An 18,899-nucleotide genomic window follows, 5' to 3' on the forward strand; every position below is an offset into this window, starting at 1 on the left:
CTTTCCTTTCTCTTAAGAAGAAAATGCAGGTCCAAGCAAGGGACCTAAAATTGCAAGTAACATTGCTGGAACAATCAGCGTTCCTAGAGGGATGAGCATTTTAATTGGAATCTTTTCGATTTCCGTTTCTAACAGCGATCGCTGCTCATCGCGAAGAACTGAAGCTTGTCTATCTAATATTTCTGCAAGAGGGGTTCCAAAAGTAAGCGCTTCATTCACAACAGTCGCAAAGCTTTTAAGCGATGGAACTCCTACTTTTGCCGCCATCTGATTGAGTGCTTCTTCGCGAGTAGTAGCACCAAGCTTCCAAGTCATATGAGCATTTGAAAGCTCTCTCGATAATTCTCCAGATTCTCGCAAACAATACAGATCAAGCGCTGAATCAAAAGATAGCCCTGATGACAGCCCAAGAATCAAAATGTCAATCATTTCTGGCATCTCACGTAGGCATGATTTTCTTGTAAACTCAGACTTTGCCCGGAGGCTCATTCTCTTGTGACTTTTTATGCCTCTTATAATTTGCTGATAATAGCTATGGACATCAAAATGATTCAAATTGACGGGAACAACTAGGGCGAGAATACCTATGCATGTTGCAAATAGTACGGAGCATAGTAAATCCATCACTTCATTACTCCTTTCATAATGCTTCGAATAATCAAAAGAGCAACGCAATCCATGACCATTGCAATTGATGTGCATATAACGCCCGATGGCGTAAATAAACCCTTTTGAAAGTCCGGCGATAGAAGCGACAAGACAATCAATAAAACAACTGGGAGAAGACATACAATTCGAGCAGATAATCTAACTTGAGCAGTCTTTGTTGCTATGAGCCTTTGATTCTTCTCTTGTAATTCAACTAACTCGGCAGTTTTCTGTAAAAGACTCTTAAGCGGAGAACCTGTTCTATGTGAAATTACTAAGGCGCTAGCCAGCAAATTAACACCTGGAGCATCCAACCTTTCCGCCAAGTCCTCAATAGCTTCTTCAATAGGAAAACCGCACTTGATTTGCATGTCAGCAATATAAAAATTTTCTGATACGACACCTTCTGTGTGTTTACTGACATATTCAATAGATTGAGAGAGTGTGAGACCTGATCCAAGAGCAACGGCGATTGTTCTAAAAATCGAAGGCATCATATGGGCAATTTCTAAAGCAGACTGATGCTTAGCATGTTCATATAGAAAATAAGGAACGAGAAATAACGAGAAAACACCGCAAAGCGTACCTATCACAGACTCAAATAGAACGCCAAGCAAGATGGATTCAGCTATGCCACTAATAAAAAACAGCACAAAAGCATCACTGACTAAGGTGATTCCGTATTTGTAAAGAAAACGATTACGTAGCTGCATTGATGTATAAGAAAAAGGTTCCCATTTGAGCAAGCGCTGGACAAAAGTGCTATTGCGTGCAAATTGAAAAAACTGAACTACATAACCTGTTACTCGTGCATTTATTTGAGAAACAGTTTTTTCCTCACCGTTGCATACAAGAGAATAAATAATTACTCCAAAAACACCTCCTGTGATTGAGGAAGTAAAGACATCCATGAAGTAACCTCCTTTTTATTGAGTATTCCTTCTTGTATTGCACGATTGATAAAAGAAGGAACTTTTACAAAAAGCCAACTTCTTTTCTGCGCGTCAAACGACACCACCTCTTGCACTTCAATTGATCCTGACGAAGACAAGGAGATTTCTGAAACGCTGGTCACATATCGTTTTCCATCAGGAAATCTTTGAGACATAACTATCAGATCAAGTGCAGTGGCAATCTGCTTTTCTATGATTTCTGCAGGTAAGTCCATTCCAAAACGAGCCATCAACACTAGGCGCAATATTGCCTCTTGAGCGGTTCCGGCATGCAATGTAGTTAAAGAACCGTCGTGACCTGTATTCATAGCCTGCAGCATATCAATGCACTCTTCACCTCTTACCTCTCCTACTACAATGCGATCTGGCCTCATTCGGAGCGCGTTTCTCACCAATGATCTAATGGTTATTTCTCCTGTTCCTTCTATTGAGGCAGGTCGAGCCTCTAGCCTGACCACATTTGGATGTGAATCAAACTTAAGCTCCGCTGAGTCCTCAATAGTGACAATTCTTTCTGACTTTGAAATTTCGCATGAAAGTGCATTTAAAAGCGTAGTCTTACCAGACCCCGTTCCTCCAACAACCGCGATCCCCTGTCTGCACTTCACAGCCCAAGATAAAAATCTTGCAAGCCATTGAGGCAATGATTTCATTTCCACTAGCCGGTCCAAAGAAGTAATTTTTCCGGTGAATCTTCGAATAGTTACTGAGGTACCATTCACTGCAACAGGACTTGCAACCGCATTAACACGGTCACCGTTCTCAAGTCGTGCGTCAACAATAGGACTTACCCTATCCAGCCTTCTTCCTAATGGAGATAAGATACGATCCATAACAATCAAAATCTGCTCTTCAGAGTCAAAGACTGTTTTTGATTCAAATAGCTCGCCGTTTTTCTCGTAAAACAAATTGTTGCAGCCATTAATCATGATTTCCGTAACATCTTTATCATTCAGTAGTGGCTGAATTGGACCAAGACCACATACTTCATTGATTACCTGTTCGATTGTTTCCTCATAGTCAACTGAGCTAAAGAGCTCGTCCTTCTCTTCATTAACAATTGCTTCACAGGTAACTCTTAGTTCGTCTCTTACGCGATCGATATCACTGCCTGTTATAAGAGAAGAAACCGTAGAAAGTCCTAATCGAGAAACAAGTTTTTCTTTTAACTTCTTTCTAGCCTTCTGAAATACTTCTTTTTGGAGTAGTGAGTCATTCTCATCTTGAGCCTCAATTTGCTTAGCAACGCGTTCAAAGACAAGCATTAACCCACCTCCTTCCTCCTATTGAATAAGCTAAATGTCTTTTTCTCAGGAGCTACTTGCAGGGCAATCTGAGCCTCTCGCAGCTGTGGAAGAATGCCCAGTTCGTTAAGGAAATGCGCAAGAACAAAAGAAACCGACTGCGCAAATGAAGTTTCCTCTTGTAACAACACAGAAAGCTTTCCTTGCTGAATAAGCTCCTGAAACCCTGGTCCGCCTTCAAAAATCCTAAACATCTTTGCTGCTTCAAGACCAATCTCTGCCTTTCCAATAGAAAAGTCCTGTTTAACCTTTGGATTTGCTTTGTTTTCAAGTCGAATAATGCGAGTTCTTGCCACTCCAAGACGCACTGCAAGTCCACTTACTTTTGCCAAAGAGTTAATGCACGTTAGAGGGTTCTCCGAAACAATAACCAGCCTATCTGCGCATTGTGCTGCCTGAGCATAGCAATCTGTTGATGCCGTCGTAGTGTCTACAAGTACCAAATCAACCAAACCAGAAACAGCTTGAAGAAAATGACTCACGCAAGGAAATAGAAGCTCTGCCATTTCAGGTTTTACACAAGGGCCAAAAAGATACAAATTTTTATGGACACAGGTTGCTTTTTCTAGAAGGCTCTCTTTTTCTGAAGGTACATCAGCAACAAGATCAGAGAAGTCTTTTGGCTGCCTAATTCCAAGTTTCTCAAACGCGTTTCCATAAGACAGATCAAGATCAACCAATGCAACTTTTAAACCCCAAGAAGAAGCAAGTAGCGCCATTGAGGAAACAAGCGTAGTCTTTCCCACTCCCCCTCTTCCTGAAGTGAACGTAAGGATTGGAGCTTTTAGAGTCTTATCAAGAGGAATAAGGGATTGTAGATAGGTATTTAACTCTTGGATACTGGCAACATAATCTGAAGCTTCTGGTAAAGGCTGAGAAAGCCTGTCAGCCCCATATGATTGATATCCCCTTCCAACCTTTACCAGATCTCCTAATTCCATAGGGTCAATAACTAAATCAACTCCTGCTTTAGCTGCTCTAGAACGAAGTGATCCGGAAGCGCCAGATCTTACAAGCACTACACAGCGAGCATTTCCATCTTTAACAATTGCAGCCGCTAGATTTATATCCGAAACATCGGAGCCGGTATTACCAATTAAGACTGAATAATCTTGAGGAGTTGAAGAGGCTACAATTGATCTAAGAGATGCTGCTGAATCGGCAAATTCACACCTATTGCTAATTCCCAAGTACGTAAGAATGGCTCCAATTTCAACGCGTGCGTCAAGACCTACGTATGAGATCCACTTTTCTAACATCACGCTTCACCTCCTGGATTAGTAGACGAGTCTACTTGTGACGCACTGTCGCTGTTTTGGTTGGTTGTTGAAGAAGTAGGGTTCTCTGGATGCACATCTTCACTTACATCAGATGAGCTTGCTTGATCTGTCTTGTCAGAAAGATCCTTTGAGTCTTCTTGTTCAACGAAGGAGTTGTTCTTTACTAAGTCCTGAGCGTTAATCTTTGACCCAGGAAGAGTAAATCGAAGTGTTCCTCGAGCGTATGCAGAAAGCACGGCAGGAACCTGTTCAGGAGTCAATCCAAGCGTTACGGAGGAGGAAGTGTAAAGAGTGCCTTCGGTGTCATCTGACAACACCGCAATATCCGAAGCAATACAGGTAATAAGAGAATCAGTAACCTCATACGCTGCAAGCTTTGTGCCAGCACTGAGCCTCTCAGCTAATCCGTACTTCTCGCCATGGGAAATAGTGAGACCAACAAGATTTTCTGGAATAGAAATCTGAGAGGCAACTGATCGTAGATGAAGAGAGACAACAGGCATTCCAACTCCAATAACAGATGAAACCGTACGACCCATAACACTTTCTGGATTAGTAATTGCGCCTTCGGGAATCAAATCAGAAATCCAGCTTTTTAACTGAGTATTAGAAGATGAAAGAGTTTCTCCAGGTTCTATTTGTTTGGTGGCCACCAAAATTGAAGTAAGCTCACCGCCATATTTTTGCATTGCCTCCGCTCGCGATTTTTCCGCTTCAGCGCGAACACTTTGCACGTATGCAAAGAAACAAAAACTGGCCAAAAGTGCGCTTAACACAGAAATTAAAATTCTTGTTTTCTTAGTCACTGTTTGTCCTCCCTCCATTTGCGATACATAGATTGTGCGCTTGACATGAGAGTGAAAATGCAAAAACAAAAGATTTACCTGCACAAATATGTCAGATAGCTGACGCAAATCTGACACAAAGTAATGTATCCACAGGCTGCAACGACGCAATGAAAAATGGGTAATTTAAATTTTTATCTAATTTGATATATAAAAATTTTTAGAAAATCATAACTGCTACATTTTTCAGAGAATGTAATGATTGATTTACTGAGTGATTTCACTGACTTATAAAACGAGGGCTGACCCCCCCTAATTAGCTAGGCAGGACCAACCCTCGTCAGTCTCTATATAGCATATTTCCTGCTGGTTTGACAAAAAACACCCTAGACAAGCCAGGGTGTTTTGAGGATTTACGCCGTTACAGCTTAAAGCACAACATCGGGGTCAAGCGATTGCTGGCTTTCTCGCATTTCTTTTGCCAAAGACAAGTAAGCTTTTAGCTGCGGCTCTGTAATCTTGCCCTCGTGCAGAGCATCCTGAACACTACACCCTGGCTCGTGCGTATGGGTGCAATCCCTAAACTTACACGTCTGAGCAGCTTCAGAGATATGCGGGAATATCTTCTGCAATCCCCTCTCATGGCCCACAATAGGCAGGCTTCTGAGGCCAGGTTCATCCACAATAATGCCAGCATCAGGAAGCGCTACCATGCGACGAGCTACTGTTGTATGCCGTCCTGCCTTATCGGATTCGCGGACTTCTCCCGTTTCAAGCGCCTCATGTCCCAAAAGCGCATTGAGAAGCGTTGATTTACCAGCACCTGATTCTCCTAGCACTATGGCCACGGAGCCGTAAGGAACAAGGCTACGAACAGCATCAATTCCCCACGCAGCCCCAAGCTTTTGAGCAGTCTGAGCAAGATCTGCAAGTGCATCGGTTTTCTCGCCCTCAAGCTTTGAAGCTGTTGCAACAATCTTTACTGTAGAGCTAAGAGCTGCGGTAATAGAAGAAATCTCTTGAGCCAAAAGCTCCGGACCCGCTACATCTGACTTAGTAAGCACCACGGCACAGGTAGCTCCGCAGTCTTTAGAAATAACTGCTGAACGCACAATACGATCTACCGAGACAGCCTCGCCGTCCAAGGCCTGTACCACAAGAACCAAATCAACGTTGGCGGCCAAAGTCTGCTTTTGACCACGAGCTCCGCCCTTCCAGCGTGCGATATCGGTCTCTCGCGGCAGAACTGCCTCGATGATACCCATATCGTGCGAGTCCGGAATGCGCGCACATACCCAGTCTCCCACGGCCACCGTAGAGTTCTGGCCCTTAGTCACGCGCGCGGCAAACTCGGCGCGAAACACTCCCTGCTCCGAAACAACCGCAGGAAATCCCCTATCCAAGCGGACCACGCAGGCCATAGTCATCGTCTGGCGAGAAACCCCTTGGGTTTCAAGCTCAGATACGACGTCTGCGTAAGCCTGCATCTGAGCCGACGATGGAGTCAACTGCTCATACGCTGGAACATCCAGCAATGAAGAAAGGTCCGGCAGTGACCCTTGAGTCCTGCCGGCTCCTAGTTTCTTGGAACTTTTTGTACGCTTAGCGGACAAGAGTGCTCCTTACCTTATGCTTTGTTCTTCTGCACAGAACGCATAACAGCCTTGTACAGCTCCATCAGAGGAATAATAGATGCAGCTAAAAGCATTGCCATAGCGTACTCTTCAAAACCAATCTCAGCAAAGCCAAATGCCTGAGAAAGTGGTGTCTCAATTACCACAAAGGTAAGAATCAAAGACATAACAAAGGAACCCCACAGCCAAATGTTTTGGCTGGTTAGCTTGAAGATGGAACCACGCAGAGAACGCATATTAAAGGAGTGGAACATCTCAACCATAGAAAGCGTCAAGAACGCCATGGTCATACCCTCAACGCCAGCCTCTGGGTTAGTAATAACCTGTGAGATATCAAAGGTTCCATACTCAAAGTAGTGGCCAATAAAATAGCTGGCAAGGGTGAGAAGAGCAATGATAGAGCCCTGAACAAGGCAGTCAAAGCCAACGCCACCCGCAAAGATTCCATCCTTGGGATTGCGAGGCTTGCGCTTCATAATGCCTGGTTCAGCCTTCTCGGTAGCCATAGCAAGCGCAGGCAGAGAGTCGGTAATCAGGTTAATCCACAGAAGGTGGGTAGGCTGAAGAATAGTAAAGCCAACCAGGGATGCAATAAAGACGGAAATAACCTCTGCAAGGTTGGAGCTCAAGAGGAACTGGATACACTTACGAATGTTGTCGTAGATGCGTCTTCCCTCTTCACACGCGCTAATGATGGTGGCAAAGTTATCGTCAGCCAGAACCATATCTGCAACGCCCTTAGTAACATCGGTACCAGTAATGCCCATACCAATACCAATATCAGCGCGTTTAATGGAAGGAGCATCATTAACGCCGTCACCTGTCATGGCCGTAACCATGCCCTTCTTGCGCCAGGTATCAACAATGCGGACCTTGTGCTCAGGCTGAACACGTGCATAAACGCCAATTGTCTCAATACGCTGCTCAAACTCTTCGTCAGAAATCTTATCAAGCTGTGCACCGGTAATTGCTTGAGAGCGATCGGTAATAATGCCCAGCTCAACCGCAATAGCAACGGCTGTATCAATGTGGTCGCCCGTAATCATAACGGTGCGCATACCAGCTTCATGAGCCTCTGCAACAGCACCCTTAACCTCAGGACGAACTGGGTCAATCATGCCAGAGAGTCCAACAAAGACCATGTCATGCTCAAGGTTGGCTGGGTCATAGCTCTGGGGAGCCTCTGTTCCCCAATCGCGACGAGCAGATGCCATAACGCGAAGAGCCTGGTCAGCCATGGACTTGTTCTGAGCCAAAATCTCAGAACGAGCCTCGTCGGTGAGGTCAATAATGCCATCACTTGTCATAATCTTGGTGCAGCGAGCAAGCACCTCATCAGGCGCACCCTTAGTGTGCTGTACAACCTTGCCAGACCGGGTGCGCACCACAACAGACATCATCTTACGAACAGAGTCAAAGGGCGCCTCGCCGATGCGAGGGCGAGAAGAAGCAAGATCACTTGTGGTGTATCCAAGTTTTGCAGCGTCTGCAACAAGAGCAGCCTCAGTAGGCTCACCCTTTGCTACCTGTTCTGCGTCATCCCAAGTAGCGTCAGAGCACAGTGCCATGGTACGTACATGTGCGTCAAGGTTTTCTGTCTCATGACGGACAACAGTCATCTTGTTCTGAGTCAGAGTACCGGTCTTATCGGAACAAATTACCTGAGTACAACCAAGGGTCTCAACTGCGGTGAGTCGACGAACAATAGCGTGGCGTTCGCTCATTCTAGTAACACCCATAGAAAGAACGATGGTAACAACGGCAACAAGACCCTCTGGAATTGCAGCTACTGCAAGAGAAACTGCAACCATAAACGTGCTTAGGACAAGGTCAAAGTTGCCAAGCATCTCGACACCGTGCTTAATAAAGCCTGTTGCAAAAACAAGCAGTGAGATGACAACAACAAGAATGGTAAGTGTATGTGAAAGCTTATCAAGGGCAATCTGAAGTGGAGTCTGTCCCTCTTCTGCCTGGGAAATTGCGTCTGCAATCTTGCCCATCTCAGTGTCCATGCCTGTTGCAACAACAACTGCACGACCGCGGCCATAGACCACAATAGATCCGGAGTAGCACATATTCTTTCGGTCACCCAAAGGAATATCATCTGTGCCTTCAGCAAGATTGAGGGTCTCCGCGTGTTTCTCGACAGGAACTGATTCACCTGTAAGCGCAGACTCCTCTACCTTCATGGAAGCGCTTTCAAGAATGCGACAGTCAGCTGGGATGGAGTCACCTGCCTCAAGCAGAATAATATCGCCTACAACAAGCTCGGTTGAGGCAACTGTCTCAAGACGACCGTCTCTGATAACCTTGCTCTGAGCTGCGCTCATCTCTTGAAGAGCAGCAAGGGCTTCCTCGGCTTTGCCCTCCTGGACAACACCAAGAACAGAATTAATAACAACAACAAACAGAATAATTACGACGTCTGCAACTCCGCCTTCTCCGGTATAAATACCTTCAGCAGCAGAAATAGCAGCAGCAACAAGAAGCATGATGACCATAGGATCTGCCATCTGCGCAAAGAACCTTTTAATAATTGATTCTTTTGGAGCCTCTTTAAGCTTATTGAGACCATAAGCCTCAAGACGCGAAGCTGCTTCTGCATCAGACAGACCAACTTCAGCATCAGTTTTTTGCGCACTGATTACATCAGCCGCACTTGAAAGATACTCTTTCAAAGTTCCTCCTGGGTTTCTACCTGACAGATTGATGCCCGATCATAATTCCCCAGGAGAGGGGCAAGGGCTCACCAAGGTTGCCGTGTCAGGACCTTACAACGTTTTATCATAGGACCTTACAATGCCCTATCATTTTACCGTATTCTCCCTTTTTTCAAACCTCATAAATATTTCTTAAAACTCCTGTTATGCGGCGAATAATTGTTATCCAAGGGGTACAATAAGCGCAGAACATAACAACATAAGCCAAACGTTAGTTTTGGCAAGGAGGTAGCTATGAAAATCCTGTTTTATGGTGCTCAAAGTTACGACAAGGATTCTTTCAACCTTGAGCTTCCAAAGTATCCAGACATCTCAATCGACTACATCGAGCCAAACCTTACGCCTATGACCGCAGGCTTTGCCAAGGGTTATGACGCTGTCTGTGCTTTTGTTAACGCAGACGCCTCAATTCTGACCCTTGAGATTCTTGCCGGTTTTGACGTTAAGCTTCTGCTTATGCGCTGCGCTGGCTTTGATGCTGTTGACGTTAACGCTGCTAAAGACCTTGGCATTACCGTTACACGCGTACCTGCTTACTCCCCTGAGGCAATCGCAGAGCACGCAATGGGTCTTGCGCTTGCCGCTAACCGTCGTATTCACCGTGGCTACATCAGAATTCGCGAGAATAACTTCTCACTTGTTGGCCTTGTTGGCGATACCCTTCACGGTAAAACTGCCGGCATTGTTGGAACTGGTCGTATTGGCGCAGCACTTTGCCGTATCTGCAAAGGCTTTGGCATGCACGTCCTTGGCGCAGACCTCTATCCAAATATGAACCTTGTCAATGACGAGCACGTTGTTGATGAATATGTCAGCTACGATGAGCTCTGGGAGCGTTCGGACTTTATTTCACTCCACGCTTTCTTGAATGATGAGAGCTATCACATGATTAACGATAAGACCATCGGAAAGATGAAAGATGGCGTTATTCTCGTTAATACTGGTCGCGGCGGACTTATTGACACCAAGGCTCTTATTCGCGGCATTCTTTCTGGCAAGATTGGTGCTTGTGGCCTTGACGTTTATGAAGAGGAAAATCCAAACGTCTATAAGGACCGTGGTGCTGAGGTCTTTGACTCAGTTACTTCTACCCTTTGCTCTTTCCCTAACGTAGTTATGACAAGTCACCAGGCATTCTTTACTCATGAGGCTCTCTCGCAAATTGCTCAGGTTACGCTTGATAATGCAACTGCTTTTGCTGAGGGCACTGACTATGTTGATAAAAGTGTGGTTTGCTAAGCACCAGAGAAACAATCGCTTCAAAAACGGTTACTATTGATATCTGAATATGATTTTAATTCCTATGAAAAGGAGAGATATGGCTCGCAAAAAGACCAAGATTGTTTGTACTATGGGTCCTGCTACAGAAAGTGATGAGGTCCTTCGTGAGCTCATTCTTGCTGGTATGAACGTTGCACGTTTTAACTTCTCGCACGGTAGCCATGAGTATCACCGCACTATGATTGGTCGCGTTCGTTCTATCTCTGATGAGCTTGGTATTCCTATTGCTATCATGCTTGATACCAAGGGTCCTGAGGTTCGCACCGGTCTTCTCGAGGATGGCAAGAAGGTCACCCTTACTACTGGTGATTCCGTTATTGTCACCACTGATGATGACGTCATCGGTAACGCTCAGCGCTTCTCACTTGACTACAAGAACCTTCCAAAAGAGGTCAAGAAGGGCTCCATCATCCTTATTGATGACGGTCTCATTGGTCTTGAGGTTGATCATGTTGAGGGCACTGACATGCACTGCAAGATTATCAACGGCGGTGAGCTTGGCGAGAAGAAGGGCGTAAACGTTCCTAACGTCAACATTGGCCTTCCTTCCGTCACTGAGCAGGACCGCGCAGACATCATGTTTGGTTGCGAGCTTGGTATTGACGCAATTGCTGCTTCCTTCATCCGTGATGGCGCTGCAGTTGAGGAGATTCGTAACATCTGCCGTGAGATGGGTACTCCTAACGTACAGATCTTCCCTAAGATTGAGTCTGCTCTTGGCGTCAAGAACTTTGACGAGATTCTTGCAGCTTCTAACGGCATCATGGTTGCCCGTGGTGACCTTGGCGTTGAGGTTCCTGCAGCTGAGGTTCCTCACATCCAGAAGACTGTTATCAAGAAGTGCAACGACGCTTACAAGCCTGTCATCACCGCAACTCAGATGCTTGACTCCATGATTCGCAACCCTCGCCCAACCCGTGCAGAGGTTACGGACGTTGCTAACGCAATCTACGACGGCACTGACTGCGTCATGCTTTCTGGTGAGTCCGCAGCTGGTAAGTACCCTGTTGAGGCAGTAAAGACTATGGCTTCCATCTGCAAGGAAACCGAGAAGTACCTGCCAGTCAAGGATGTCTATCACCAGCGTGAGGGTCTTAAGAACGTCAACGGCGCTACAGGCTTTGCTGCAGTTGATATGGCAATCCGTGTTGACGCTAAGTGCATCATCTGCCCAACACACTCTGGCCGCACTGCTCGCCTTGTTTCTAACTTCCGTCCAAAGCGTCCTCTGTATGCAATGTCTCCATCTGATGAGGCAGTTCGTCGTACCTGCTTCTATTGGGGTGTCTATGCATTCAAGACCTCTGAGCAGGGCACGCTTTCTAACACCATGTACAACGCTCTGAACGTTGCAAAAGAAGTTGGCGTTGTAGAGACTGGCGATATTGTTGTTCTGACTGCTGGTGATCCTCATACCAGCCCACGTCTTGGCGACTACACCACTTCAACTAATGTTGCTATGATTTGCCAGGTTCAGTAAACCGCATTTCAGCTTTAACGTTATATGCACCCAAGCACATGCTTGGGTGCATATTTTTTACGTGCGATATTCTCAGCGTCTTACCAGTTGTTAAGCAATTTTCCAGCCAACGGTTTTCTCGCGCATGTTAACAAAATCAGCGTAGATGCCGCCCTCTTTCATGAGAGATTCATGGGTTCCCCGCTGAACAATACGACCCTTATCCAGGACAAGTATCTGATTAGCATTGCGCACTGTTTTTAAGCGATGGGCAATCATGATGACAGTCTTAGACTTTGTGAGCTCGGCGATTGCGCGCTGGAGTTCAAGCTCGTTTTCTGGATCAACATTAGCTGTAGCCTCATCAAGCACCACGATTGGCGCATCTTTTAAGATAGCGCGCGCAATAGAAAGACGTTGGCGCTCGCCACCAGAAAGCATTGAGCCGCCTTCTCCTAAGCGTGTTTCATATCCGTCAGGCAACGCCTGGATAAACTCTTCACAGCAGGCGCGCTTAGCTGCGTCAACTACTTGCTCATGAGTTGCACTTGGATTGCCAAATTTGATGTTGTTTTCAATGGTGTCATCAAAAAGGAATACTCCCTGAAATACGGTGGAGAAATTTTGGAGCAGGGCGTCAACTTTATAGTCGCGCACATCGCGTCCACCAAGTGTCACTTGACCTGCATTTACATCCCAAAAACGCTCAATAAGGCGGACAAGCGTTGTTTTGCCAGATCCACTTGGCCCCACGATGGCACAAGAGGTGCCTGCAGGAATAGAAAGGCTTACTTCCTCAAGGATTTGCCTGTCATCGTAGCCAAAGGAAACATGAGAAAGTTCAATGTCGCAAGATGTCGCTTTCTCAAGGCCTTCTCCCTCGTCCATTGCGGGAGTGGCGAGAATAGCGTTTGTTTGTTCCATTGCAATTTCAAGATTACGCAGAATAGTTGAGAAACGACCAGCAGATTCTAGACGACTAAACAACATAAATGACATAACTACTACGGTTAAACAAGCAGCTGTATCAAGTGTTCCAGAGAGCCATAGACCAACTGATACCAGGCACATGATAATGCTGGTAGCCTTGGAGATGACCATTTGCAAAACTGAGAAATGAAGCGCCTTAAGCTCAAGGTTAAGCGCTTGAACGCGACAATCGTCAACTGCCTTGGCATATTTTCCTTCAGCATCATCAATAAGAGAAAACGCCCTTACTACACTAATGCCGCGGACATATTCAAGAACAGAGCTGATTAAGGTGGTATTAGCAGCTACATACTTATCTGATACATTGCGCACGTAGGCCTGGAGCAGCTCCATAGTAATGCAGAAAAGAACAAATGTAGCTGCAGTTATAAGGCCTAGTTGCCAACAAAACACAAACAAGAACGCAACAATAATTGCAGTTAAAGCTAATCCTCCTACGACCATCATATAAAGCAGGCCGCCAAGATTTTGCATTACATCCAGCTGATTGGTCATAACAGCTGTTACTTCACCCAGGCTATTCTCGTTAAAATAGCCCATTGGTAAGCGGCGCAGTGTATCTCCAATTTCCGCGCGCTTGGTACCAGCCATACTAAAATTAGCATCACAGAAATTCTCACTCTTAAAATGAGCGCAAATGAACGCTCCTATAATGCTCAGAAGCATAACTCCCAGCGCAGAAAATATCGTCTGAGTTGAGAGTGTATCCGTAGTAAGAGCAGTAAAAACAATCCAAAGCGCCGTTATTTGTACGCCTTCAAAGAGGCAGCCAAGAATGGTAAAGAAAAGGCCCTTATAGAGTTTCTGGCGATAAGAACTTCCAAACTGAAAGTACATTTTTAAGACAGATAACATTGCTACCCCCTCCTTAAGCCTCATCAAGTGCGCCGATATGAGCGCGATACATGGTTGCGTAAAGCGGACATGTCTCCATAAGCTGCTCGTGAGTACCCTCAGCTTCAATGGATCCATCATTAACGACAACAATTTTGTCGGCATTTTGTACAGTAGAAAGGCGGTGCGCGATAACCACCAACGTTTTACCAGCCACCAGCTTTGCAACTGCAGATTCAACCTCTGCTTCTGATTCTGGATCTGCGTAGGCTGTTGCTTCATCGAGCATGATAATAGGTGCATTTTTGAGCATTGCTCGAGCAATTGCTACACGCTGGCGCTCTCCGCCAGAAAGATGCCCACCTGAACCTCCTACAACCGTTTGATAGCCGTGAGGAAGTGATTGGATGAAGTTGTGGCATCCAGAAGCTTTTGCACAAGCAATTACCTCATCATCGGTGGCATCTTTTTTGCCCATCCTGATGTTTTCCATAATGGTTTCATCAAAAAGGTAACTATCTTGGTCAACATAAGCTACGAGGTTTGCAAGTTGAGATGGAGTGCAGGAGCGAATATCTTGTCCTCCAATAGACACAGATCCTTCATTTGGATCCCAGAAACCTGCGATAAGCCGAGCAACAGTAGATTTACCTGATCCACTTGGGCCAACAAGTGCTGTAACCTGTCCAGGCGCAATGTCTAAGGTAATCCCGTGAATCACTTCATTGCTTCCGTAGGAGAAACGGACATCGCTCAGCTTAATTTCAGTACCTTCAAGCGTGCAAGGAACATCAGCTCTCACCTGATCAGGGTAATTTAAGACCTCAGAAATTTCTTTAACAACAGAACCCACCTGTGCAAGAGAATCCATAAAGCTCATTGCTTCAAAGAGCGGCTGAAAAATACCTAGAGAAAGCACTGCGCACATGACAAACGTAGAAGGAGAAAGACTCCCCTGAAGTACAAACAAGCATCCCAGAGGCAATACCGTTACTAACGTTGCAGGAGCAATTGATAGCATGGCATCCTGCCAGATTTGGCAGTGGCTCATCCAATCAATAAAAGCATGGGCAGAAGCGTAAACAGCCTTTGAGAACTTCTCGTAAGAGCTAGCAGACTGTCCAAAAGCCTTAATTACCTCAATTCCAGACACGTACTCAACTGAGGCATTATTCATCTCTTTACCAGTTACGATAGTATTCTGATACCAATACTCATAGTCCTTCATCATGCCTGATAAACAAGCAAGTCCCACAATTATGGTCAGCAATGCAGCAAGAGCAAGACGCCAATCCAAAACAATGAGGTAAACAAAAACCGCAAAAGCAGCCGTAAGGTTTGAAGTAAGTTCAGGAACTGCATGGGCAAGTGTGGTTTCAATACTATCGATCTTCTCGACCAAGAGGCGTTTGAGAGAGCCGGATGGCGTATCAAGCACATATCCCATGGGGATAGTGGTCAGCTTCTTTGCCACTCGGGTACGCATATTTGCGATTGTCGCAAATGTTGCCTTATGAGAAACGATAGTTGAAAGATGGTGAAAAACTATTTTTACTAAATAGCTGAGACCTGCTATAAGTCCCCAATGCAGGTAAAACGGCCATTCTTGAATTCCATTAAAGATACCAACCACCATGTTACCTGCGGCAACGTAGGGAACCATTCCTCCCAAAACGCCAATAATGGCAAGGATGACAGAGAGCGCGTACATACTTGCTCTGTCTGACCACTCGAGCAACACTGCAACAGGATTTACTTCAGATTGCTGAGGATCTTGTTTTGTATTTTGGTTGGACTCAGTAGCTTGAACACTTTGGTTCTGACGATTTGCCATACCCACACCGCCTCCTGCCACAAACTCACAATGTAGTGTCTGTTATTCAGGCTGGCTTTGACAGAGAAAGCAAGGTTTCAACTGCCATAAGTTAGCTCAATATAACTATTTACTAGTTTCAAGCTGCTGAATAGATAAAACAAGCTAGTTTTATAAGTATTCGGTAAGTGGTAAGCGCGCTGCCTGTAATTGAGACGTGTAAACAATCCCATTAAAATACTTATGAAAGCTTAATCTAACCTCAATAATTGGTTAATCTTTATAAGAGACCATGTATCACGAAGACGAGAGGCGTCTTTAACATCTCGAAAGGAAACTGATCATGGAAAAGCTAGAAAAGGTTGAGGTAATTCGCGAGAAGTGCGGCGTAAGCTACGAGGACGCAAAGGCAGCACTTGACGCTTGTGATGATAATGTTCTTGATGCAATTATTTGGCTCGAGAAGCAGGGCAAGTCCACTAAGCAGACTGCAAACTATACTACTGAGTCAGCTGCACAGTCAGACGTTTCTCCAGAAATGGAAGCAGCTCAAATTGCCTACCAAGAATCAAGCAAAAAGTCTGATTTCTCAGAGAATATGTCTTCTCTCTGGGAGAAGTGCAAAGAGCTGTTCCATAAAAGTGTGGAAACGAAATTCATTGTTACTCGTCGTGGTGAGCAGTTCATGGCCATGCCAGTAATTATTCCAATTGTTGGTCTATTCCTCTGGGGTGCTACATTCTGGCTGCTCATCATTGGTCTGTTCTTTGAAATGCGCTATCACATCCAGGGAGCTTATCCTATTGTTGTTGATGTAAATGAGGCAATGGATAAGGCTGCAGATGCAGCGGGTTCCATCAAAAAAGATGTTATCGACAAAAAATAAAATGCAATTGGTTCCAAACCTAAAATAGAAAACTTCGATATTTAGGCGAGAAAATGATTAAGGTTCTTATCGTTGAAGATGAAGAAAAAATTGCACGCTTTATAGAACTCGAGCTTAAACATGAGGGCTATGAAGTAGACAAAGCTCTTGACGGAAGAACCGGAGCTGAAAAAGCACTGTCAAATGACTACGACCTTATCTTGCTTGATGTACTTCTCCCCCAGCTTAATGGTCTAGAAGTTCTTAGAAGGATTCGTCGCGAGAAAAACACGCCAACTATCATGCTCACTGCTCGTGATTCGGTTATGGATAAAGTAGCTGGTCTCGATGCGGGTGCAGATGACTACCTCACCAAACCTTTTGCGATAGAGGAACTTCTCGCCCGCATTCGCGTGGCCCTTAAGCATCATGAGGCAGATAACACAAACTCTCAAGTAATTCCACAAGCAGTGGCTGCTAACACTTTTACGCTTAAAGGTGTCTCGCTTGATGTTGATCGTAGAGAAGTCTGTGTCAAGAACGATTCAATCGAACTTACTACTAAGGAATTTGAAGTCCTCCGTATGCTTATGGAACACGCTGGTGTTGTTATGAGCCGTGAGCGTATTGCATCTGAAGCCCTAGGATATGAGTTTGCTGGAGAAACAAACAACGTAGATGTTCATATTGCTCATCTACGTGCAAAAATTGATGATCGTTACAACATCAAGCTAATTACTACTGTTCGTGGAGTCGGATATGTCATCAGAGAAGCATAACCAGTCCACCATACAAGAGCATAAAAAGCCTTTCTTTACTCCCTCTGATTCGTCGACAGCTGGAGTAATTACCTGGGGATTTTGGTGGCGTAAGCTGATGAATTGCGTCGGCTTTAATCTCTTTTTACTGGTAACTATTGCTCTGATTTTTATTTATATGTATAACCAGCATGTTCCGCAAGGTACTTTTTACCTAGGTTTTTTCCCTACTGAGTCTCACTCTATTTCTCTTACTGGATTCAGTTTCTTACACGGACTCTCAAGCATAAAATACATTGTTCATGGCCCTACTTTTGGCGCAAAAATATTTGATTTAGGCGAAGAGTTAGCACGCTTCTGGCCCATGTATATTGCAATTCTTGTCTGGGAAATCATTGATTTGTTGTCATTCTTCGGTGATATGCGTCGTGTCAGAAGAGCTCTTCAGCCCCTCAATACACTTGCACTTAAAGCCGACCAACTAGTAAATAGTGATGTTCTCTCTACCGAAGCTTCAACAAATGACGTCCTGGTCAAAAGCGAGAAAATTAGGAGTCTTGAACAGGCAATTGAAGAAGCCAATATCAACGCTCCAAAGATTCAAACGGGTGACCAAGACCTGGCAAGTATTGAGATTGCCTTGAATAAATTGCTTCAACGTATGCAAGAAGCAAAATTGCAACAGATGCGCTTTGTCAACGATGCCAGCCACGAGCTTCGAACGCCTATAGCTGTTATCCGAGGTTATACTGACATGCTGGATCGCTGGGGTAAGACGGACGAGGCTGTACTAGATGAGTCTATCGCTGCACTCAAATCCGAGAGCGAACACATGCATGACCTTGTTGAGCAGCTCCTCTTCTTAGCACGCGGAGACGCTGGAAGAAATACCCTCACAAAGACTAAGCTCAATCTTGCACGGATAACTTCTGAGGTCTGTGAAGAGTCGGAGATGATTGATCCAGATCATCAGTATGTGCTGAAATTTGATCAGAGTACACAAACAGACGATTGCTATCAGGTGCTTGCTGATACCGCCATGATTAAGCAGTCTATCCGTATCATCGTGCAAAATGCTGCTCGATATTCTGCTGCTCAGACCACCATTTCTTTTAATGTCGCGTATGACGAGAAAACTGTTCAAGTTTCAATCGAAGATGAAGGTATGGGCATGTCCGAGACAGCAGCCGCTCATATTTTTGAGAGATTCTGGAGAGCCGACAACGCTCGTATTGAAAGTAACGAGGGTTCTGGACTTGGCTTATCCATTGCTAAATGGATTGTCGATAACCATGACGGCTCTATTGAGGTACTTTCACGCGAAGGTGTAGGCACACGCTTTACCATCGTTTTACCTCGAGAGATGTCATAGTGAACTCAAAAGAGCGTCTACAAGTAAAAGGTCCTTCTCGCCAGTCGTGAACTACCTCCCATTTCTTGGACATAAGAAATGGGAGGTAGTTCATATACGGGTAATTATGATTCTGCAGCGTGTTAGCGTCGGCTTTTAGGCCTGGCGCACAAAATAGCGCAGCTTTGGTAGGTTCTGCCGAAGAATCGACATGTTCTTAATCA

General features: G+C 45.1%; 14 protein-coding genes. 5 read left to right on the plus strand and 9 right to left on the minus strand.

Annotated features, from left to right (window positions below):
- Nucleotides 1-12: 12 nt before the first annotated feature.
- The 7 genes from ACO5GU_RS00850 to ACO5GU_RS00880 all read right to left on the minus strand — a co-directional run bounded on the left by ACO5GU_RS00850 (nucleotide 13) and on the right by ACO5GU_RS00880 (nucleotide 9,282).
- Nucleotides 13-624 (minus strand): type II secretion system F family protein, encoded by a 612-nt coding sequence (locus ACO5GU_RS00850; protein WP_051479301.1) that lies wholly within the window; start codon nucleotides 622-624, stop codon nucleotides 13-15.
- A complete protein-coding gene (locus ACO5GU_RS00855; protein WP_484896781.1) occupies nucleotides 624-1,559 on the minus strand; it encodes a type II secretion system F family protein in 936 nt (311 codons plus the stop codon). Before ACO5GU_RS00855 ends, ACO5GU_RS00850 begins: the two co-directional genes overlap by 1 nt.
- Nucleotides 1,514-2,866 carry a TadA family conjugal transfer-associated ATPase gene (locus ACO5GU_RS00860; protein WP_035434749.1) on the minus strand — a complete coding sequence of 451 codons (1,353 nt, stop codon included), beginning with the start codon at nucleotides 2,864-2,866 and terminating at the stop codon, nucleotides 1,514-1,516. The genes ACO5GU_RS00855 and ACO5GU_RS00860 overlap by 46 nt, the downstream gene beginning before the upstream one ends.
- The gene (locus tag ACO5GU_RS00865; RefSeq protein ID WP_484860830.1) at nucleotides 2,866-4,164 is read right to left on the minus strand and encodes a CpaE/TadZ family protein; all 1,299 of its coding nucleotides are present in this window, start codon (nucleotides 4,162-4,164) and stop codon (nucleotides 2,866-2,868) included. The genes ACO5GU_RS00860 and ACO5GU_RS00865 overlap by 1 nt, the downstream gene beginning before the upstream one ends.
- A complete protein-coding gene (locus ACO5GU_RS00870) occupies nucleotides 4,164-4,874 on the minus strand; it encodes an SAF domain-containing protein (protein WP_484929635.1) in 711 nt (236 codons plus the stop codon). The genes ACO5GU_RS00865 and ACO5GU_RS00870 overlap by 1 nt, the downstream gene beginning before the upstream one ends.
- 524 nt (nucleotides 4,875-5,398) lie before the next feature.
- The gene (rsgA, locus tag ACO5GU_RS00875; protein ID WP_484929637.1) at nucleotides 5,399-6,583 is read right to left on the minus strand and encodes a ribosome small subunit-dependent GTPase A; all 1,185 of its coding nucleotides are present in this window, start codon (nucleotides 6,581-6,583) and stop codon (nucleotides 5,399-5,401) included.
- Nucleotides 6,584-6,597: 14 nt separating this feature from the next.
- The gene (locus ACO5GU_RS00880; protein ID WP_484929639.1) at nucleotides 6,598-9,282 is read right to left on the minus strand and encodes a cation-translocating P-type ATPase; all 2,685 of its coding nucleotides are present in this window, start codon (nucleotides 9,280-9,282) and stop codon (nucleotides 6,598-6,600) included.
- A gap of 276 nt (nucleotides 9,283-9,558) precedes the next feature.
- Here ACO5GU_RS00880 and ACO5GU_RS00885 point away from each other — a divergent pair, with 276 nt between their 5' ends.
- Nucleotides 9,559-10,563, plus strand: coding sequence for a 2-hydroxyacid dehydrogenase (locus tag ACO5GU_RS00885; RefSeq protein WP_484929641.1), 1,005 nt, complete (start codon nucleotides 9,559-9,561; stop codon nucleotides 10,561-10,563).
- A 79-nt stretch (nucleotides 10,564-10,642) separates the two neighbouring features.
- On the plus strand, nucleotides 10,643-12,085 hold the full coding sequence (pyk, locus tag ACO5GU_RS00890) for a pyruvate kinase (RefSeq protein WP_035427896.1): 1,443 nt from the start codon (nucleotides 10,643-10,645) through the stop codon (nucleotides 12,083-12,085).
- A gap of 90 nt (nucleotides 12,086-12,175) precedes the next feature.
- Here pyk and ACO5GU_RS00895 read toward each other — a convergent pair whose 3' ends face one another.
- Together ACO5GU_RS00895 and ACO5GU_RS00900 are read right to left on the minus strand one after the other, a co-directional pair.
- On the minus strand, nucleotides 12,176-13,909 hold the full coding sequence (locus tag ACO5GU_RS00895) for an ABC transporter ATP-binding protein (RefSeq protein ID WP_484929643.1): 1,734 nt from the start codon (nucleotides 13,907-13,909) through the stop codon (nucleotides 12,176-12,178).
- A gap of 13 nt (nucleotides 13,910-13,922) precedes the next feature.
- Entirely contained in the window at nucleotides 13,923-15,722 is a 1,800-nt protein-coding gene (locus tag ACO5GU_RS00900; RefSeq protein WP_484929645.1) for an ABC transporter ATP-binding protein, read from the minus strand.
- Nucleotides 15,723-16,044: 322 nt separating this feature from the next.
- On the opposite strand from ACO5GU_RS00900, the gene ACO5GU_RS00905 reads away from it, so the two are divergent.
- The 3 genes from ACO5GU_RS00905 to ACO5GU_RS00915 are packed head-to-tail and all read left to right on the plus strand — an operon-like array spanning nucleotide 16,045 to nucleotide 18,696.
- Nucleotides 16,045-16,587 (plus strand): DUF4342 domain-containing protein, encoded by a 543-nt coding sequence (locus ACO5GU_RS00905; RefSeq protein WP_035432422.1) that lies wholly within the window; start codon nucleotides 16,045-16,047, stop codon nucleotides 16,585-16,587.
- Nucleotides 16,588-16,640: 53 nt separating this feature from the next.
- On the plus strand, nucleotides 16,641-17,345 hold the full coding sequence (locus tag ACO5GU_RS00910) for a response regulator transcription factor (RefSeq protein WP_484929647.1): 705 nt from the start codon (nucleotides 16,641-16,643) through the stop codon (nucleotides 17,343-17,345).
- Nucleotides 17,326-18,696, plus strand: a complete 1,371-nt coding sequence (locus ACO5GU_RS00915; RefSeq protein ID WP_484929649.1) for a sensor histidine kinase — start codon at nucleotides 17,326-17,328, stop codon at nucleotides 18,694-18,696. Before ACO5GU_RS00910 ends, ACO5GU_RS00915 begins: the two co-directional genes overlap by 20 nt.
- Nucleotides 18,697-18,899 lie beyond the last annotated feature (203 nt).

It is taken from the genome of Lancefieldella sp., assembly GCF_057237245.1.